Genomic DNA, 15,453 nt, shown 5'->3' on the forward strand with positions numbered 1-15,453 from the left:
AAAAAGCCTCCGAAGAGGCTTTTTTATATTGTAGCTTGATTACGCAGGATTAATCACCTGTGTAACCTTTTAATTTCAAACGGTATGCATGAAGTAGCGGTTCAGTATAACCAGAAGGTTGTTCAGCACCTTTAAAGACTAAGTCATATGCAGCTTTGTAAGCACAGCCATCAAAACCTGGTGCCATTGGTGTATAAGCTGGATCATTTGCGTTTTGCTCGTCCACAATTTTCGCCATACGCTTGAATACTTCTTCCACTTGCTCTTTGGTTACAATACCGTGACGCAACCAGTTTGCAACGTGTTGAGAAGAAATACGTAAGGTTGCACGGTCTTCCATCAAGCCAACATCGTTGATGTCTGGCACTTTAGAACAACCTACACCCAGATCAACCCAACGAACTACATAACCCAAGATACCTTGAAGGTTATTTTCAAGCTCTTTAGTTTTCTCTTCAGCAGTCCAGTTGGTATCGGTTGCTAAAGGAGGCGTTAACAAGTCATCTAATGATAACGGCTGAGTATTCAACAATTCTTTTTGACGCTCAGACACGTTGCATTGATGGTAATGGATCGCGTGAATCACAGCGCCAGATGGAGACGGAACCCATGCACAGCTTGCGCCAGCTTCTGGATGCTCAATCTTGGTTTTGTACATGTCTGCAAGCATATCTGGTTTTGGCCACATACCTTTACCGATTTGTGCCTTACCACGTAAACCTGCTTGAAGACCGATCATCACGTTACGGTTTTCATAAGCCGGGAACCAGATTTGTGACTTCACTTCACCTTTACGAACAAATGGACCTGCTTCCATAAACGTATGGATTTCATCGCCTGTACGGTCCATGAAACCGGTGTTAATGAAGATGGTACGGTCTTTGGCCTGAGCGATAGAGTTTTTCAGGTTCACAGATGTACGACGTTCTTCATCCATGATGCCGATTTTTAAAGTTTTCGCAGGTAAACCAAGTGCCTGTTCAGCACGTTCAAATAACTCAACTGCAAATGCAACTTCTTCTGGACCATGCATTTTTGGCTTCACGATATACATAGAACCTTTACGCGAGTTCTTGATCGTGTTTTCGCCTTTAATGTCAGCAAAAGTCAATAACGGCGTGATTAACGCATCCATGATACCTTCGTAGATTTCTTGACCATCTACCAAGATCGCAGGGTTTGTCATCAAGTGACCCACGTTACGAAGCAACATCAATGAACGGCCATGAAGCGTCGTTTCACCACCAATCAGGTTTTTATGAGTACGGTCCTGGTTCAATGTACGAGTCACGGTTTTACCGTTTTTCTCTATTGATTCAGAAAGTGTACCGCGCATCAAGCCCAACCAGTTACGGTAGCCTTCAACTTTCTCTTCAGCATCTACAGCTGCAATAGAGTCTTCCAAGTCTTGAATGGTGGTTACAGCAGCTTCCAGTACCAGATCTTTTACGCCAGCAGCGTCAGTTTGACCAATCGGGCTGGTTGCATCAATTTCAACAATAACGTGTAAGCCATTGTTTAGAAGTACGATTTCAGTTGGTGCAGCTTCATCACCATTAAAACCTACAAACTGAGCTTCTTTTGCTAAAGTCGTTGTTGAACCATCTTTTAGCGTCACAACTATTTTTTTGCCTTCAACCGCATATTTGGTTGCATCTGCGTGCGAACCATTTACCAGAGGGAAGGTTTCGTTTAAGAAGTTTTTAGCAAATTCGATAACTTTTGCGCCACGAACCGGGTTATAGCCCTTACCTTTTTCCGCGCCATCTTCTTCAGAGATCACGTCAAAACCGTAAAGCGCATCGTATAGAGAACCCCAACGTGCGTTTGCCGCATTCAAGCAGTAACGTGCATTACGCACAGGTACTACCAATTGCGCACCAGCCAATAATGCGATTTCTTCATCTACATTTTCTGTGCTGATTTGGAAATCTTCTACTTCTGGTAATAAGTAGCCAATTTCAGTAAGGAAAGCTTTGTAAGCTTCGAGTTCAAATTTGTTGTTGCGGTGCCATTCATCAATTTTAGCTTGAAGGTCATCACGCTTAGCCAATAGTGCTTTGTTCTTTGGACTAAGATCGACAACGACTTGTTCAAAGTTTTTCCAGTATGTTTCACTGTCCAAACCAGAACCTGGTAATGCTTCATTTTCGATGAAATCGTAAAGTTCTTTAGCAATCGCTAACTTGCCTTTTTGAATACGTGCAGTCATTGTCTTTCCTGATATTGCTACTTTTTATAACAAGAGATTCTAGTATACCGATTTATACCTAGCTGAATAGTATTATCACATTCCTAAATAATGATCATTTCTTAATAAATGAATGTACACATCACTCAATAAAATAAAGATCACAAATGCAACATTATTATCTGCCTGAATACCTTTTTATAGTCTATAAAGTTTTTAAAATGTCGAAATTAGACTTAAGTGCAGAATTTTGTTTTAAAACCAACCAAAAACGCTATTTCTATCACTGTCGAGCAAAGATTAAGCCACGAATAGAACAAAATGTCGATAAAACACTCAAACAATTTATGTAAAAAAAAGCGCCTGTTTAGGCGCTTGATCTTTAGCTGGCTTCTGAGGCCGACCCCTGTATTTGTCTATGTTCAGAGTTCAGATAATCGTCAGACTGCATTTCCAGTAAACGTGAACGTGTGCGTTCAATTTCAAAAGCCAGTTTTTCGCCTTGATAAATGTCAATAATACTGTCTTCCGAAGTCAGCAATAGTTTGACCCCACGATCGTAAAACTCATCGACCAGATAGATAAAACGGCGTGTACCTTCCGATAGATAATCGGTCAAATGCGGCACATTACTGACCAGTACAGTATTGTAGATATTGGCGATTTCAATAAAGTCAGCCGGACTGCGCGGTTTTAAACACAGCTCTGAATATTCACACCACAACACATCTTCAGTATGACCAATGGTTTCAACAATACGGTTATTGATGATAATCGGTTCTTGGGATTGAGTTTGAGTCTGAGTTAAAGCAGTAAAGCGCTGCGCAATCCAGAGTTTATGCTCATGTGTTAATGGATGTTTAAACAGTTGTGCCTGTTTCAGCACACGTAAACGATAATCCACGCCGGCATCCACATTGAGAACTACACAATGTTTTTTCACCATTTCAATGGTAGGTATAAAACGGTCACGATGGATTCCATTTTTATATAAACCATCAGGTGCAATATTTGAAGTCGCCACCAAGGTAATGCCACGGGTAAAGAGTTTCTGGAATAACTCGCTCAGAATCATGGCATCTGTGACATTGGAAACAAAAAATTCATCAAAACAGATGACCACTGCCTGCTGGTAAATCTGGTCTGCAACCTGATCCAACGGATTTCGCTGCCCTGATAATTTATTCAGCTCACGATGTACATGTTGCATGAAATGATGAAAATGCATGCGCGTTTTACGGCGAAACGGAATCGACTCAAAAAACTGGTCCATTAACCAGGTTTTACCTCGCCCCACACCACCCCACATATATACACCTCGTGGTGAGGTTTGACGACGAAAACGGCGAAACGCTTTTTTTGAAGCTTTGAAACGCTGAATCAACTCTTGCCAAACGCGATCCAACTCATGTACAGCTTGCGCCTGTGCCTCATCCGGCATGAACTGACCAGACGCGATGGCCTGTGCATAGCGCTCCGCAGGTGATAAGGGAATAAAGGCTGTACTGTGCTTAGAATTTAAATCTGACATAGGATTGAATACTATTTTAGGCTATTGAAAGTATAGCGAAGGTTGAGGTGAAATATATAACACTTTGGCATTAATATACTTAGGCTATTTACAAAACTACTTAAAGTACTGGCGTGGACTTTGTCCAAACCAGCGTTTAAAGGCATGATTGAAAGCTGCAGGCTCTGAATAACCCAGCAATTCTGCAATCATTTCAATGGAATATTCTTTATATTCCATCAATCTTAATGCCTTGTCTTTAATCAATTGTTCACGTATCTGTTTATAACTGCTTTGTAACTGTTGCAGTTGATGCCGCAACGTACGTTCTGGAATTTGCAGCGCTTGTGCCGTCTCTGCCATGCTAGGCATTACACCTGCTTGCAGCTCCAGATAATCTTGCACACGCTGCACCAGGGAGGGTACAGATTTATTCATCTTTAAACGCTCCAACTCAGCAATACATTTGCTCTCATAAAGATTAAAGGTCATTTTATCTGCTGAAGGGATTTGTACATTTAACACGGCATCATCAAACCAGAATGCCGCCGACTCAGCAGCAAACTGTAATTCAGTACCATAGTAATCCTGATAGACATCTAGATCCTGCTGATTTTCAGGCAGCACAAACGGCAGTTCAATCTGCATTCGGGGAATACTTAAGCCCATCATGTTATACAGATCTTGAATAAATTTATAAGTTCCCGATATTTCACATTGTGCTCGCAACAGTCCGAGGTCACTGTTTAAATCTTCAGGTACATAGCACAAAGCCACCTTTTGAGCTTTATATTTTAAACTTAACACGCCTGTTAAATGAGTTAATGCCTGATAGCGAATCCCCTGCTCTAAAGCAGTACGGATATTTTCACTGGTAACCAGTAACATCAGTAAAGGACCATAACCCGCAAGTGCATAATGCTGCCCAATAAACAGACCTTTTTCTGGTGCCACATCCTGCCCAATAACTTTAAGCACATCCCATTCCAGACCTGGATGAATAATTGAGCTAGGATCCAATGCATCCGCACGCAGTCCAATACTTTGAAGTTTTGGATCAACAGCAATCCCAGCTTTACGCATGCCTTGAATTAAATACATCAAGCCGAGAATGGAACGTTTCATAGCAGGATCACATCAAAATAACCTCTTAATTTTTACTATAATTTTTCATGCTTGCAAATTGCCGAAACTATCAATTTTTCTGTCATGGCTATCATGTCGGTTATCTCACCCTTGCTATAAGATACAAAAATAATAGAAGCAATAAGGCCAATAAAAAATGCACAATCAAACACTGCCGCAATCTATGCCAACACAAACAAAAATCGCTATCATTGGTGAAGGCTTTGGCGGTTTGGCGATGGCTATACGTCTACTACAAAGCAATATGCATGATTTTGTGATCCTGGAAAAAGCCAGTGATGTAGGGGGAACCTGGCGCGAAAACCAATATCCCGGTGCAGCCTGCGATGTCCAGTCCCATATGTATTCCCTTTCTTTTGCCCCCAAAAGCGACTGGTCAAAACGCTATGCTGAAGCACCCGAAATCTTTAAATATATACAAGATTTAGTCACTGGCTTTAACCTGGAAAAATATTGCCAATTTAATTGTGAAGTTCTGGCTGCCCAATACAATGAACAAAGTTATGACTGGAAACTCATCCTCAATAATGAGCAAACTTTAATTGCTCAATTTGTGGTTTTTGCATCCGGCCCTTTACATGTACCCCATATCCCTCATATCAAGGGCATTGAAAAGTTTCAGGGTAAAGTTTTTCATTCCTCACAATGGGATCACCAATATGACTTGACAGACAAAAATGTTGCTTCAATTGGGACAGGTGGGAGTGCAATTCAATACATTCCAGAAATTGCAGCTAAAGTTAAGCAACTCTATGTGTTCCAGCGTACTGCGGCTTGGGTCATTCCTAGAGATGAACGCCGCTATTGGAATGTTGAAAAGAAATTATTTAAAAAACTAGACTGGTTTAGAAAACTGCACCGGGTACGCTTATATTGGTCCAATGAATCTCGCGTGGTTCCGATTGTTCAACCTGCAGTGATGAAATACACCCAAAAACTGACAGAAGCTTTTATCAAGTTTCAGGTCAAAGATAAAAATCTGGTGCAAAAACTGACACCTGATTACATCATGGGATGCAAACGTATTTTGGTATCCAATAAGTACTATCCCACTTTTAACCGAAGCAATGTTGAACTGGTGACCGAGGCTATTCAGGAATTTACTGAAAACAGCATCATTACCAAAGATGGCAAAGAACGTAAGATTGATTGCTTAATTTATGGAACCGGTTTTATTACAGATCCACGCATCTATCTAAAATCATTTCAATGTAGTGGTGAACACGGACAAGATTTGCGCGGTGCCTGGCAGGAGGGTGCAGAAAGCTTCTATGGGATGTGTACCAAAGGCTTTCCCAATTTATTTCAGTTGCTGGGGCCTAATACGGTTTTGGCACACAACTCCGTGATTTTTATGATTGAATCTCAGGTGAACTATATTCTACAAATGATTGAACTGGTCAAAAACACGCAGAGTCATGCCATTGTAGTTAAAGATCAGGTACAAGACCGATTCAACCAGCGTGTACAAAAATGGCTGGATGGCACAGTCTGGCTGTGTGAGCTGGTACCAGCAAGATAGCGGCAAGAACTTTGCCCTGTGGCCTACTTATACCTGGAAATACTGGCTACAGACAAAAAAGCTTAATCCCGCTGACTTCCATCTGCTAAATAAAACAGCTGGAAGTCGTGCAGCCTAAATATTTAATGGTCATAATAAACAGTTATTTATTAGCTGCTTAATTCTTTATGCAATCCTTTTGGTTGATTTTCCAGTTACTGCTTTGTTTAGCGCTCGGATTTGTTTTGGCAAGATGCTTACCTCACTGGCTTGAGCATCTTGCTTTTAAGATTCTGCCCTATTTTACCTATATTCTGCTGATTGCTATTGCCATTGAGTTTAGGCAAACATTGCATACGATTGTTCAGCCTTGGCAAATCCTGAATCAGGCCGCTGTTTTAGCCATACTCACCAGCCTCGGCGCATTCCTCTGCTGTTATGTGTTATTCAGGCTTTTGGGTTATCAACCGAGTCACGGCAAAGTGTCTATGAGCCTTGTGAGCAAATCCCTCATCAATATCAGTTATGCTTTTATTGCCTTACTATTAGGTTATGTACTTTCTGAATCTACAGCCTACATGGGCTACACATTGCATATAAGTACCTGGAACCTATTGCTGGCGTTCATGTTCATGATTGGCTTGGATCTTGCCTATTCACCCTTAGACCGATCCTGGCTGAACTGGAAAATTTTACTGGTGCCATTGGGCTGTATAGTCGGTTCACTACTGGGTGCTTTCGTTACAGCTACACTGATTCAAGACATCAGTTTAAAAGATCTCATCATGCTGTCCCAAGGTTATGGCTTTTATTCCATGACCGGTATTGTGGTCACAGAACTCAAAAATGCCCATCTTGGCAGTATTGCACTGATGAATGACTTGTTTAGAGAAATTCTGGCAATTGTGTTTATGTATATTATCGGTTGGCGTTATCCACGCTCTGCAATTTCCTCAGCAGGAGCAACAGCAATGGATGTCACTTTGCCGATGGTAAAACAGGCCTGTGGCAATGATTTTATTCCACACGCCATGGTCAGCGGCTTTATTCTTTCTATACTAGCACCCATATTGGTGAGTGTGCTGGCAGCAGTTTAATTTTTATATTTATCCCTCACCTACCTCCTCTCCCAGAAGGAGAACTTGTCCATTTTTACAATAATGGGACGTTCTCTCTCCCTTTGGGAGATGAGGAGCACTGCTCCGCAAGGGAGAGGGTGTAAAGTTACAAGGTCGCCAAAATATCTTTTAGCATTTGACGTGGATTGTCCGACTTGGTAATTGGTCGTCCAATCACCAAATGTGTAGAACCATCCAGCATGGCTTGCTTAGGTGTGACAATACGTTTTTGGTCATCTGCCGCAGCACCCGCCGGACGAATGCCCGGAGTGACTAAAGCAAAGCCCTGTCCTAAAGTTTCACGCAGCATTTTGGCTTCCTGAGCAGAACAGACTACCCCATCCAGACCACTTTCCTGAGTGAGTTTTGCAAGACGTTGCACTTGTTCAAATGGTTCAACATCTAAACCAATATCTTTTAAATCTTCACGCCCCATTGAAGTCAGCACAGTCACTGCAATCAGCTGCGTATTATAGTTACCCGCTTTTAAGCGCTCTACACAGGTTTCCATCATCTTACGGCCACCTGATGCATGCACATTCACCATCCAAACACCTAGGTCTGCTGCTGCACATACGGCTTGAGCCGTAGTATTGGGAATATCATGAAACTTCAAGTCCAGGAAAACTTCAAAACCCTTGTCATGTAATGCCTTTACCACATTTGGGCCTTCATGAGTAAATAGCTCTTTACCAACTTTCACCCGACATAATGCAGGGTCTAACTGCTCTGCAATCGTTAATGCGTCATATTGGCTTTTAGCATCCAGTGCAACAATGATACTCAAGAGACTTACCTTCGCTCAGACAAAAAAGAAAGCTTATTATAAAAGGTATTCCAAGGTTTAACAAAGTGATAAAAAATTAGTTGATTGACGTTATTGCTTTAAATTTTCCTTATAAGGTTAGCTTGTAAAAAATAAAAAACACCCTAAAGCATTTACTTTAGGGTGTCCCAAAATTTATTCAATGTTTCGGTTTCAAGCTGGCTGGCTAAAACCCAAACATTATCGTTAACACACAGCACTACAAGGGATTAGACGAACGATCATTCGAATGAATGTCTAAAACTGTTTTTTCATGTCTGCTATGAGCTGCTGCCTCAGCTGCTGCCAGTTGTGCAGCCTGTATTTGTTCTTTTCGAAGATGTTCGATGTCTTTACGTAGTCGCTTAATTTCCCAATTATTTTGAAATACCCGGAAAATTTGTACCCCTAACAACAAACCCAATGCCACACCTAATGCCAAGGTTAATAACAGCAATAAACCTAAACGCATTGCCGGTACCTGTGTAAACAATAGGTCAACTGAAAGTTCAGTACCATTTTGCAGCACAAGAGCCAATGAATAGCCAAAAAGTACAATGAGCAATGCGACTAAAATGTAACGCATAAACACCCCATAAATTTTTTATTACTGTACCGATTCGTTTACTGCATCACGCAATGCTTTGCCAGGTTTAAAATGCGGAACTGCTTTCGCAGCTACTTCAACAGATCGACCTGTTTTAGGATTACGCCCCACACGTGGATCACGGTGATGCAAAGCAAAACTGCCAAAACCCCGGATTTCAATACGATTATCAGATGATAATGCGGCTATCATTTGATCAATCATAATCTTAACAGCTTCTTCAACCAAAGGTTCTGCCAAGTGTGGATTTTTTAGGGAAATTCGCTCTATTAAGTCAGACTTATTCAGTGCTTCAGTAGTCATCTGCGACCTCTTTAATTATCAAGCTACTTTGTAGATGAAACGATAATAACCTGTTTAAATACAAAACGGTAGCGTAATAAGTTAATACTACGCTACCGTTTACAGTATTTGTGTAAAAAGTATTAGTTAATTTACATTAACAATACATTTTAACATCTACTTAGTTACCCATTTGAGCTTTGATCAAATCACCAATAGTCTTAGGACCATTGTCTTGACCAGCTGCAGCTGTTTTCAAGTTAGCAACCGCTTCTTTCTCTTCAGCTTCGTCTTTCGCTTTGATAGACAAGTTGATAGAGCGAGATTTACGGTCTACATTGATAATCTTAGCTTCAACTTCTTGACCAACTTCAAGGAACTTAGTTGCATCTTCAACGCGGTCGCGGTTGATTTCAGATGCTTTAAGAGTCGCTTCAACTTCGTCAGCTAACTTAACAGTAGCGCCACGAGCGTCAACTGCAGTTACAGTACCTTTAACAAGCGCACCGCGTTCGTTAGCAGCCAAGAAATCGTTGAACGGATCGCTGTTCATTTGTTTGATACCAAGGCTGATACGGTTACCTTCAGCATCTACAGACAGGATAACTGCTTCAACAGTGTCACCTTTCTTGTAACGACGAATCGCTTCTTCGCCTTGTTCGTTCCAAGAGATGTCAGACAAGTGAACTAGACCATCGATACCGCCTGGTAAACCGATGAAGATACCGAAATCAGTGATTGATTTGATCGTACCTGAAACTTTTTCGCCTTTGTCGTGGTCTTTAGCAAACTCTTCCCATGGGTTAGCACGAGTTTGTTTGATACCCAAAGAAATACGACGACGTTCTTCGTCCACTTCAAGAACCATAACATCAACTTCGTCACCAATCTGAACAACTTTAGATGGGTGGATGTTTTTGTTTGTGTGGTCCATTTCTGAAACGTGTACTAAACCTTCAACGCCTTCAGCGATTTCAGCGAAGCAACCGTAGTCAGTCAGGTTAGTTACGCGCGCTTTAACGATAGAACCTTTAGGGTAACGGTTCATGATCGCTAACCATGGATCTTCGCCTAATTGTTTAAGGCCTAAAGATACGCGGTTACGTTCGCGGTCGAATTTAAGTACTTTAACAGTAACTTCTTGTCCAACTTCAACAACTTCTGAAGGGTGCTTGATACGTTTCCAAGCCATGTCAGTGATGTGAAGAAGACCATCGATACCACCAAGATCAACGAACGCGCCGTAATCAGTAAGGTTCTTGATAGTACCAGTAACTGTTTGGCCTTCTTCAAGCTGAGCAAGAAGAGCTTCACGGTCAGCTGAAGATTCAGCTTCCATAACAGCACGACGAGATACAACAACGTTGTTACGTTTAGCATCAAGTTTGATTACTTTGAATTCTAACTCTTTGCCTTCAAGGTGAGTTGTATCACGGATAGGACGAGTGTCTACCAAAGAACCTGGCAAGAACGCACGAACTGGACCGATGTCAACAGTGAAACCACCTTTAACTTTACCAGAGATAACACCAGTAACGATTTCGCCGTCTTCAAAGATTTTTTCAAGTTTAGTCCAAGTTTCAGCACGTTTCGCTTTTTCACGTGATAAAACTGTTTGACCCATACCGTTGTCAAGAGCTTCAACAACAACATCAACAGTATCGCCAACTTGAACTTCAAGTTCACGTTGGTCGTTTAAGAATTCAGCGCGGTCAACAATACCTTCTGATTTAAGGCCAGTGTCAACTGTTACCCAGTCAGAGTCGATATTTACTACAACGCCTTGGATGACTGCACCCTTTTCAACGTTGAGGTTTAATTCGCTTTCTTCAAAGAGGGCTGCAAAAGATTCGGTCATGATATACCTGATAAGTCAGCGGTCTTGGATCAGACAAGGCCGGTTTAATTAAGCTTCCACATAGTCCGTAATAAACTGATCTAGCTATGCTTTTGCTGAAAATTCGTTAATTGGCTAACTGCTTGTCGACAAAATGGGTCATCAATTTGAATACTTCATCGATATTCAATTCTGAACTATCAATAATATATGCATCTGCTGCCGGTTTGAGTGGGGCGACCGTGCGCTCCATATCTCTTTTGTCTCGAGCTTGTATATTAGCTAAAATGTCGTTCATTTTAACATCTAGCCCCATCCCCTGCAACTGCTTTACTCGTCGCTCCGCTCGGGATTCAGCCGATGCAGTCAGATAAATCTTGGCTTGCGCCTCAGGGAAAATGGACGTTGCCATATCTCTACCATCTGCAACCAGCCCCGGGGCTTGTGCAAATGCACGTTGACGCTCCAATAGCGCCGCTCTAAGTTCAGGAACTACCGCAACTTTTGAAGCAAACTCTCCTACTCGTTCAGTACGAATGGTTTGAGTAACGTCTTCACCATCAAGCTGGACCACCGTACCTGACTCAGTTGTAACAAACTTTATGTCTAAATTTGTTGCAATTTTTACGCATTGCTCCAGTTCAGAATCCAGGCAATCGAGTAAATCCTGTTGATGTAATGACAGCCCGAGCAGACGATATAGAGCACCCGAATCAAGCAGATGAAATTGATAATGTGCTGCCAGTTTAGCCGCAAGTGTGCCTTTCCCGGAACCACTCGGCCCATCTATGGTAATAATTTGAACTGTCATTAATTTTCCACTTTACCCTATACAGTTTTAGCTAATTTCGAAAAACCTAGTTTAATCGCAGATTTAAGCTGTGCAAGGATTAATTTACTGATAAAAGGTGCACGTGCCTGCAATTCAATGGTATAGGTGACCAAGGTTTTGTCATCATCTTTAGCCTCAAACTCGATAATGCCTAAATGGTGTTTCACCAAAGGGTTTTTCACAATCTGGTATTCGATACGCTGATTCGGTTCCAGCAAGGTAATCTGTTCCCGTAAAGGCTTGACGGGACCAAAACCCATACGGCGTACCGAGCCCACACCATCCGGACGCTCAGGATCATTGGAGTCTTTAATCCGTTCAACCTGAATCGGTGCAAAAGCCACATTGTAGGTGGCATGCTTTGATAGCAAATCAAAAACCTGATCGATGGGTGCGTTAAATTCTTTTTTTACTTGAATAGAATTCATGACTTATCCTGATTTTTATTGACAATACTCATTGTCATTATAGTTTATATGATTTTAATTAATGATTTTGATTATTTAGAGATTTTTCTTGTAACTTCTGCAATTTTTTTTGCTCACGGCGCATCTTGAAAAAATTGCTGAGCTGCTGGGAACACTGTTCTTGCATACACCCTGCCTCATACTCGAAAACATGATTGTAGTAACCGGTTTCAAATAATCGACGCATGCTAATTAAGGAACCTGCTTTCGGTTCAGTTGCACCAAACACGACCTTGGAGACCCGTGCATGAATCAAAGCCCCAACACACATGGTACACGGCTCTAAAGTCACATAAAGTACCGCGTCTTCAGGTAATCGGTAGTTATTCAGATTTGTACAGGCTTGGCGTAAAGCCTGAACCTCAGCATGAGCCGTGGGATCATTTAAAGAAATGGGTGCATTATGTCCTGCGCCAATAATCTGATTTTGACTGACGATGACTGCACCCACAGGAATCTCCTGTTTTGAAGCGGCAATAGCAGCCTGCTCATACGCAAACTGCATCCAGTATTCGTCAGTCAATTGTGTAGCATCAGTCATCTGCTTAACTGATGATACCGTAATGCTTCAACAGATCATTCCAGCTTTGAATATTGGTCACAGGCGGACAGTCAGACAAGATGGTTTTTAAAGAGAAATCACTGCCTTTTATCCATTCCGGAGACAGGTCTTTATCAACCAGACGCGCCCGTACACCTTCGACGAAATCAGGGTGACGAATCTTCCAGTTGGAGATTTGCGTTTCAAGCTCAAAAACTTCATTCCAAGAATGAACACGCTTGCCCCACTGCCATAATAACCAGGTTAATGCTGCTGTAGTAGGCGAACCTTTTTGCAAATTTTCACTCGCTTGACGAAGCCAATCACTGCGTGCATCACTCAGGCCAATAATAGATTCATAGTCATGTTCAAAGTTCACCCCACGGCAAACGCTATGAATGACATCCAGTGAATTTTGTAAAGGTCCGGGACCTACCGGACGGTGCATACTATTTAAAGTATCATCAATGGCACGAAAATCCCCTGCAGGATAATGTCCCCAATCAATATTCAGCACTTTGTCCAGCACATTATCACGCTGCGCATCACAAATATGAGTTGCCCAGCCAATCCCATATGCACCGGCAGAGGTCATAATGGAACCGGTTAAACCAGTAAACAGACCAATCGCGCCTCGATCGGCCAAGAAGCGTGTCGCACCGACATCCGGATACAAGCCGATATTAATTTCAGGCATTGCCAAACGCGAATAAGGCGTCACCAGACGGAATGGTGCAGCCATAAACAGGCCCAGACCACCACCCATCACATAACCTTCACCCCAAACCAGTACTGGCTTGGCATAGTTATGCAGCAATAAATCTAGCGCATATTCTTGTTCAAAGAATTTGTTTGCGGTTGCAACTTCATCATTAATGACCAACTGACGAAGTTTACGGACATCACCACCAGCACAGAAAGCCTTCGGGGTGGTCGAATCCAGCCAGATCGCTTTTACCGCATCATCATGGTGAAAATCTTGGAACACTTCTAAGAGTGCAGTAACGATAGATTCATCTAGGGCATGTAGAGATTTCGGCCGGTTCAGGCGAACAATGCGCCAGCCGTTGATTGCTTCCTCTACAATCAGATCAGGATGATAACTTTTTAGTTCAGGAGATTGTGTCATGCGTCCAGCTGCCAATTGATCGGCTCAATGCCATTTTGTTTCAGATAATTATTTGCTTTTGAAAATACTTTACAACCAAAAAAACCACCACGATTTGCTGACAAAGGAGAAGGATGTGCAGCTTTCAATACCAGGTGTTTATTTTGATCAATACGTTGTCCTTTACGTTGTGCATAGGCTCCCCAAAGGATAAATACGATATGTTCACACTGCTCATTTAAAGCATCAATCACATGATCAGTAAAATCCTCCCATCCACGTTTTTGGTGTGATGTCGGCTGTCCTGCTTCAACAGTCAATACCGCATTGAGCAATAACACACCTTGTTCAGCCCAACGGGTTAAATCACCATGCTTGGGAACAGGAATACCCAGATCAGTATTTAATTCATGGAAAATATTACGTAAAGATGGCGGTAATGCAACCCCTCTTTGTACTGAAAAACTTAATCCATGTGCCTGATTGGGCCCATGATAAGGATCCTGACCCAGAATAACGACTTTAACACGGTTGAAAGGTGTTGTATTTAAGGCATTAAAAATGAGTGAATTAGGGGGATATATAATTTTATCGGCATGTTTTTCAGTCAGCAAGAACTGTTTTAGATCATCCATTTTGGCACTGAGCAAAAAATCGCTCAATGCATTTTTCCAACTTGCATCCAACTGGATTTTATCGAGTTTAGCTTGCTGTTGTTCCGTTAAAGACATACTTGCTTCCTAATTTTTTGACCAGCCCAAACTTTTTTCATTTTCTTCAAATTTGTACTTGAAGATCGACCGCTGGATTCTGGAATTTAATGCCTTGTTGTAATTTTTCATACATTCCAGGATCTGCCCATTCCGCTTGGACCTGTTCAGAAAATACAATCTGGTCAAGACTGAGCACACCCATTTGTTCATTTTCAATATCTTCAATAAAGCTTTGCGCATAACCGGTATCGGTTTCATGCACAATCACCGAATAAATCTCTACGTCGCCTTCCCCATTTTGGGTAATGGTCGATGCAAGCACCTGTTGTGCCAGATAGAAGAAAATGCGTGAGAACTGTTCTGCAGAAGGTGAAACAGGTAAAGATACCCAGCGGGCACTAAATTTTTTGCAAGCGGCTATATATTCAGCATCATCATATTGCCAGAAGCAGATCGCATGATCAAAACTGTCAAAAATATCTTTGATTACGCCTTTTAATAATCCGAAATCATAGACCATTTGACCATGATCAAGCTTGGACGCTTTAAGCAACAATTCCACTTTATAGCTATGACCATGAATCGAACGCTTACAGCGATCCGATGTGCAGTTTCGCACAATATGAGCATTTTCAAACTTAAATAACTTACGAATTAACATGTGCCGTGATGCAATCAAAAATCTGTGAATTAAATTTGATTATAAAGCAAAAGTGAAAGTTATAAAGCAAAAGTGAAATTCTGAACATTAATTTTACTGTTCAATAGCATTGAAGAAACACATGCAGTTGAATG

The 15,453-nt window shown here is 41.7% G+C and carries 14 protein-coding genes and 1 pseudogene; 2 read left to right on the forward strand and 13 right to left on the reverse strand.

Going from position 1 to position 15,453, the window contains the following annotated elements:
• Positions 1–49 precede the first annotated feature (49 nt).
• The 3 genes from B9T38_RS03410 to B9T38_RS03420 all read right to left on the reverse strand — a co-directional run bounded on the left by B9T38_RS03410 (position 50) and on the right by B9T38_RS03420 (position 4,826).
• On the reverse strand, positions 50–2,212 hold the full coding sequence (locus B9T38_RS03410) for a malate synthase G (RefSeq protein ID WP_086195461.1): 2,163 nt from the start codon (positions 2,210–2,212) through the stop codon (positions 50–52).
• A gap of 361 nt (positions 2,213–2,573) precedes the next feature.
• Entirely contained in the window at positions 2,574–3,722 is a 1,149-nt protein-coding gene (gene zapE, locus B9T38_RS03415) for a cell division protein ZapE (RefSeq protein WP_086195462.1), read from the reverse strand.
• 96 nt (positions 3,723–3,818) lie between these two features.
• The gene (locus B9T38_RS03420) at positions 3,819–4,826 is read right to left on the reverse strand and encodes an AraC family transcriptional regulator (protein WP_086195463.1); all 1,008 of its coding nucleotides are present in this window, start codon (positions 4,824–4,826) and stop codon (positions 3,819–3,821) included.
• Between the two features lie 157 nt (positions 4,827–4,983).
• Here B9T38_RS03420 and B9T38_RS03425 point away from each other — a divergent pair.
• Positions 4,984–6,487, forward strand: a pseudogene (locus tag B9T38_RS03425) (flavin-containing monooxygenase).
• A gap of 49 nt (positions 6,488–6,536) precedes the next feature.
• On the forward strand, positions 6,537–7,445 hold the full coding sequence (locus tag B9T38_RS03430; protein WP_086195464.1) for a LysO family transporter: 909 nt from the start codon (positions 6,537–6,539) through the stop codon (positions 7,443–7,445).
• Between the two features lie 127 nt (positions 7,446–7,572).
• Here B9T38_RS03430 and pyrF read toward each other — a convergent pair whose 3' ends face one another.
• The 10 genes from pyrF to B9T38_RS03480 all read right to left on the reverse strand — a co-directional run bounded on the left by pyrF (position 7,573) and on the right by B9T38_RS03480 (position 15,319).
• A complete protein-coding gene (pyrF, locus tag B9T38_RS03435; RefSeq protein ID WP_086195465.1) occupies positions 7,573–8,253 on the reverse strand; it encodes an orotidine-5'-phosphate decarboxylase in 681 nt (226 codons plus the stop codon).
• Positions 8,254–8,491: 238 nt separating this feature from the next.
• On the reverse strand, positions 8,492–8,857 hold the full coding sequence (locus B9T38_RS03440) for a lipopolysaccharide assembly protein LapA domain-containing protein (RefSeq protein WP_086195466.1): 366 nt from the start codon (positions 8,855–8,857) through the stop codon (positions 8,492–8,494).
• 21 nt (positions 8,858–8,878) lie between these two features.
• Positions 8,879–9,181 carry an integration host factor subunit beta gene (locus tag B9T38_RS03445; RefSeq protein WP_086195467.1) on the reverse strand — a complete coding sequence of 101 codons (303 nt, stop codon included), beginning with the start codon at positions 9,179–9,181 and terminating at the stop codon, positions 8,879–8,881.
• Positions 9,182–9,341: 160 nt separating this feature from the next.
• A complete protein-coding gene (gene rpsA, locus B9T38_RS03450) occupies positions 9,342–11,018 on the reverse strand; it encodes a 30S ribosomal protein S1 (RefSeq protein ID WP_086195468.1) in 1,677 nt (558 codons plus the stop codon).
• A 106-nt stretch (positions 11,019–11,124) separates the two neighbouring features.
• Positions 11,125–11,808 carry a (d)CMP kinase gene (gene cmk / locus B9T38_RS03455; protein ID WP_086195469.1) on the reverse strand — a complete coding sequence of 228 codons (684 nt, stop codon included), beginning with the start codon at positions 11,806–11,808 and terminating at the stop codon, positions 11,125–11,127.
• A 17-nt stretch (positions 11,809–11,825) separates the two neighbouring features.
• The gene (locus tag B9T38_RS03460) at positions 11,826–12,257 is read right to left on the reverse strand and encodes an SRPBCC family protein (RefSeq protein ID WP_086195470.1); all 432 of its coding nucleotides are present in this window, start codon (positions 12,255–12,257) and stop codon (positions 11,826–11,828) included.
• A gap of 58 nt (positions 12,258–12,315) precedes the next feature.
• A complete protein-coding gene (tadA, locus tag B9T38_RS03465) occupies positions 12,316–12,837 on the reverse strand; it encodes a tRNA adenosine(34) deaminase TadA (RefSeq protein ID WP_086195471.1) in 522 nt (173 codons plus the stop codon).
• Positions 12,838–12,841: 4 nt separating this feature from the next.
• Positions 12,842–13,966: an enoyl-CoA hydratase/isomerase family protein gene (locus tag B9T38_RS03470; RefSeq protein WP_086195472.1), complete on the reverse strand. Its 1,125-nt coding sequence runs from the start codon at positions 13,964–13,966 to the stop codon at positions 12,842–12,844.
• Complete coding sequence (gene ung / locus B9T38_RS03475) at positions 13,963–14,676, reverse strand: uracil-DNA glycosylase (RefSeq protein ID WP_086195473.1); 714 nt, start codon at positions 14,674–14,676, stop codon at positions 13,963–13,965. The genes B9T38_RS03470 and ung overlap by 4 nt, the downstream gene beginning before the upstream one ends.
• A 46-nt stretch (positions 14,677–14,722) precedes the next feature.
• Positions 14,723–15,319 carry a 6-pyruvoyl trahydropterin synthase family protein gene (locus tag B9T38_RS03480; protein ID WP_086195474.1) on the reverse strand — a complete coding sequence of 199 codons (597 nt, stop codon included), beginning with the start codon at positions 15,317–15,319 and terminating at the stop codon, positions 14,723–14,725.
• Positions 15,320–15,453 lie beyond the last annotated feature (134 nt).

The organism is Acinetobacter sp. ANC 4218 (assembly GCF_002135245.1).
GTDB lineage: Bacteria > Pseudomonadota > Gammaproteobacteria > Pseudomonadales > Moraxellaceae > Acinetobacter.

Excerpts from the sequence above, each read along its gene's own strand:
- B9T38_RS03445 (WP_086195467.1), bottom strand. The coding sequence starts at position 9,181 with ATGACTACTGAAGCACTGAATAAGTCTGACTTAATAGAGCGAATTTCC.
- B9T38_RS03480 (WP_086195474.1), bottom strand. The coding sequence starts at position 15,319 with ATGTTAATTCGTAAGTTATTTAAGTTTGAAAATGCTCATATTGTGCGA.
- cmk (WP_086195469.1), bottom strand. The coding sequence starts at position 11,808 with ATGACAGTTCAAATTATTACCATAGATGGGCCGAGTGGTTCCGGGAAA.
- B9T38_RS03420 (WP_086195463.1), bottom strand. The coding sequence starts at position 4,826 with ATGAAACGTTCCATTCTCGGCTTGATGTATTTAATTCAAGGCATGCGT.
- B9T38_RS03430 (WP_086195464.1), top strand. The coding sequence starts at position 6,537 with ATGCAATCCTTTTGGTTGATTTTCCAGTTACTGCTTTGTTTAGCGCTC.
- rpsA (WP_086195468.1), bottom strand. The coding sequence starts at position 11,018 with ATGACCGAATCTTTTGCAGCCCTCTTTGAAGAAAGCGAATTAAACCTC.
- B9T38_RS03470 (WP_086195472.1), bottom strand. The coding sequence starts at position 13,966 with ATGACACAATCTCCTGAACTAAAAAGTTATCATCCTGATCTGATTGTA.
- B9T38_RS03440 (WP_086195466.1), bottom strand. The coding sequence starts at position 8,857 with ATGCGTTACATTTTAGTCGCATTGCTCATTGTACTTTTTGGCTATTCA.
- B9T38_RS03460 (WP_086195470.1), bottom strand. The coding sequence starts at position 12,257 with ATGAATTCTATTCAAGTAAAAAAAGAATTTAACGCACCCATCGATCAG.
- tadA (WP_086195471.1), bottom strand. The coding sequence starts at position 12,837 with ATGACTGATGCTACACAATTGACTGACGAATACTGGATGCAGTTTGCG.
- ung (WP_086195473.1), bottom strand. The coding sequence starts at position 14,676 with ATGTCTTTAACGGAACAACAGCAAGCTAAACTCGATAAAATCCAGTTG.
- zapE (WP_086195462.1), bottom strand. The coding sequence starts at position 3,722 with ATGTCAGATTTAAATTCTAAGCACAGTACAGCCTTTATTCCCTTATCA.
- B9T38_RS03410 (WP_086195461.1), bottom strand. The coding sequence starts at position 2,212 with ATGACTGCACGTATTCAAAAAGGCAAGTTAGCGATTGCTAAAGAACTT.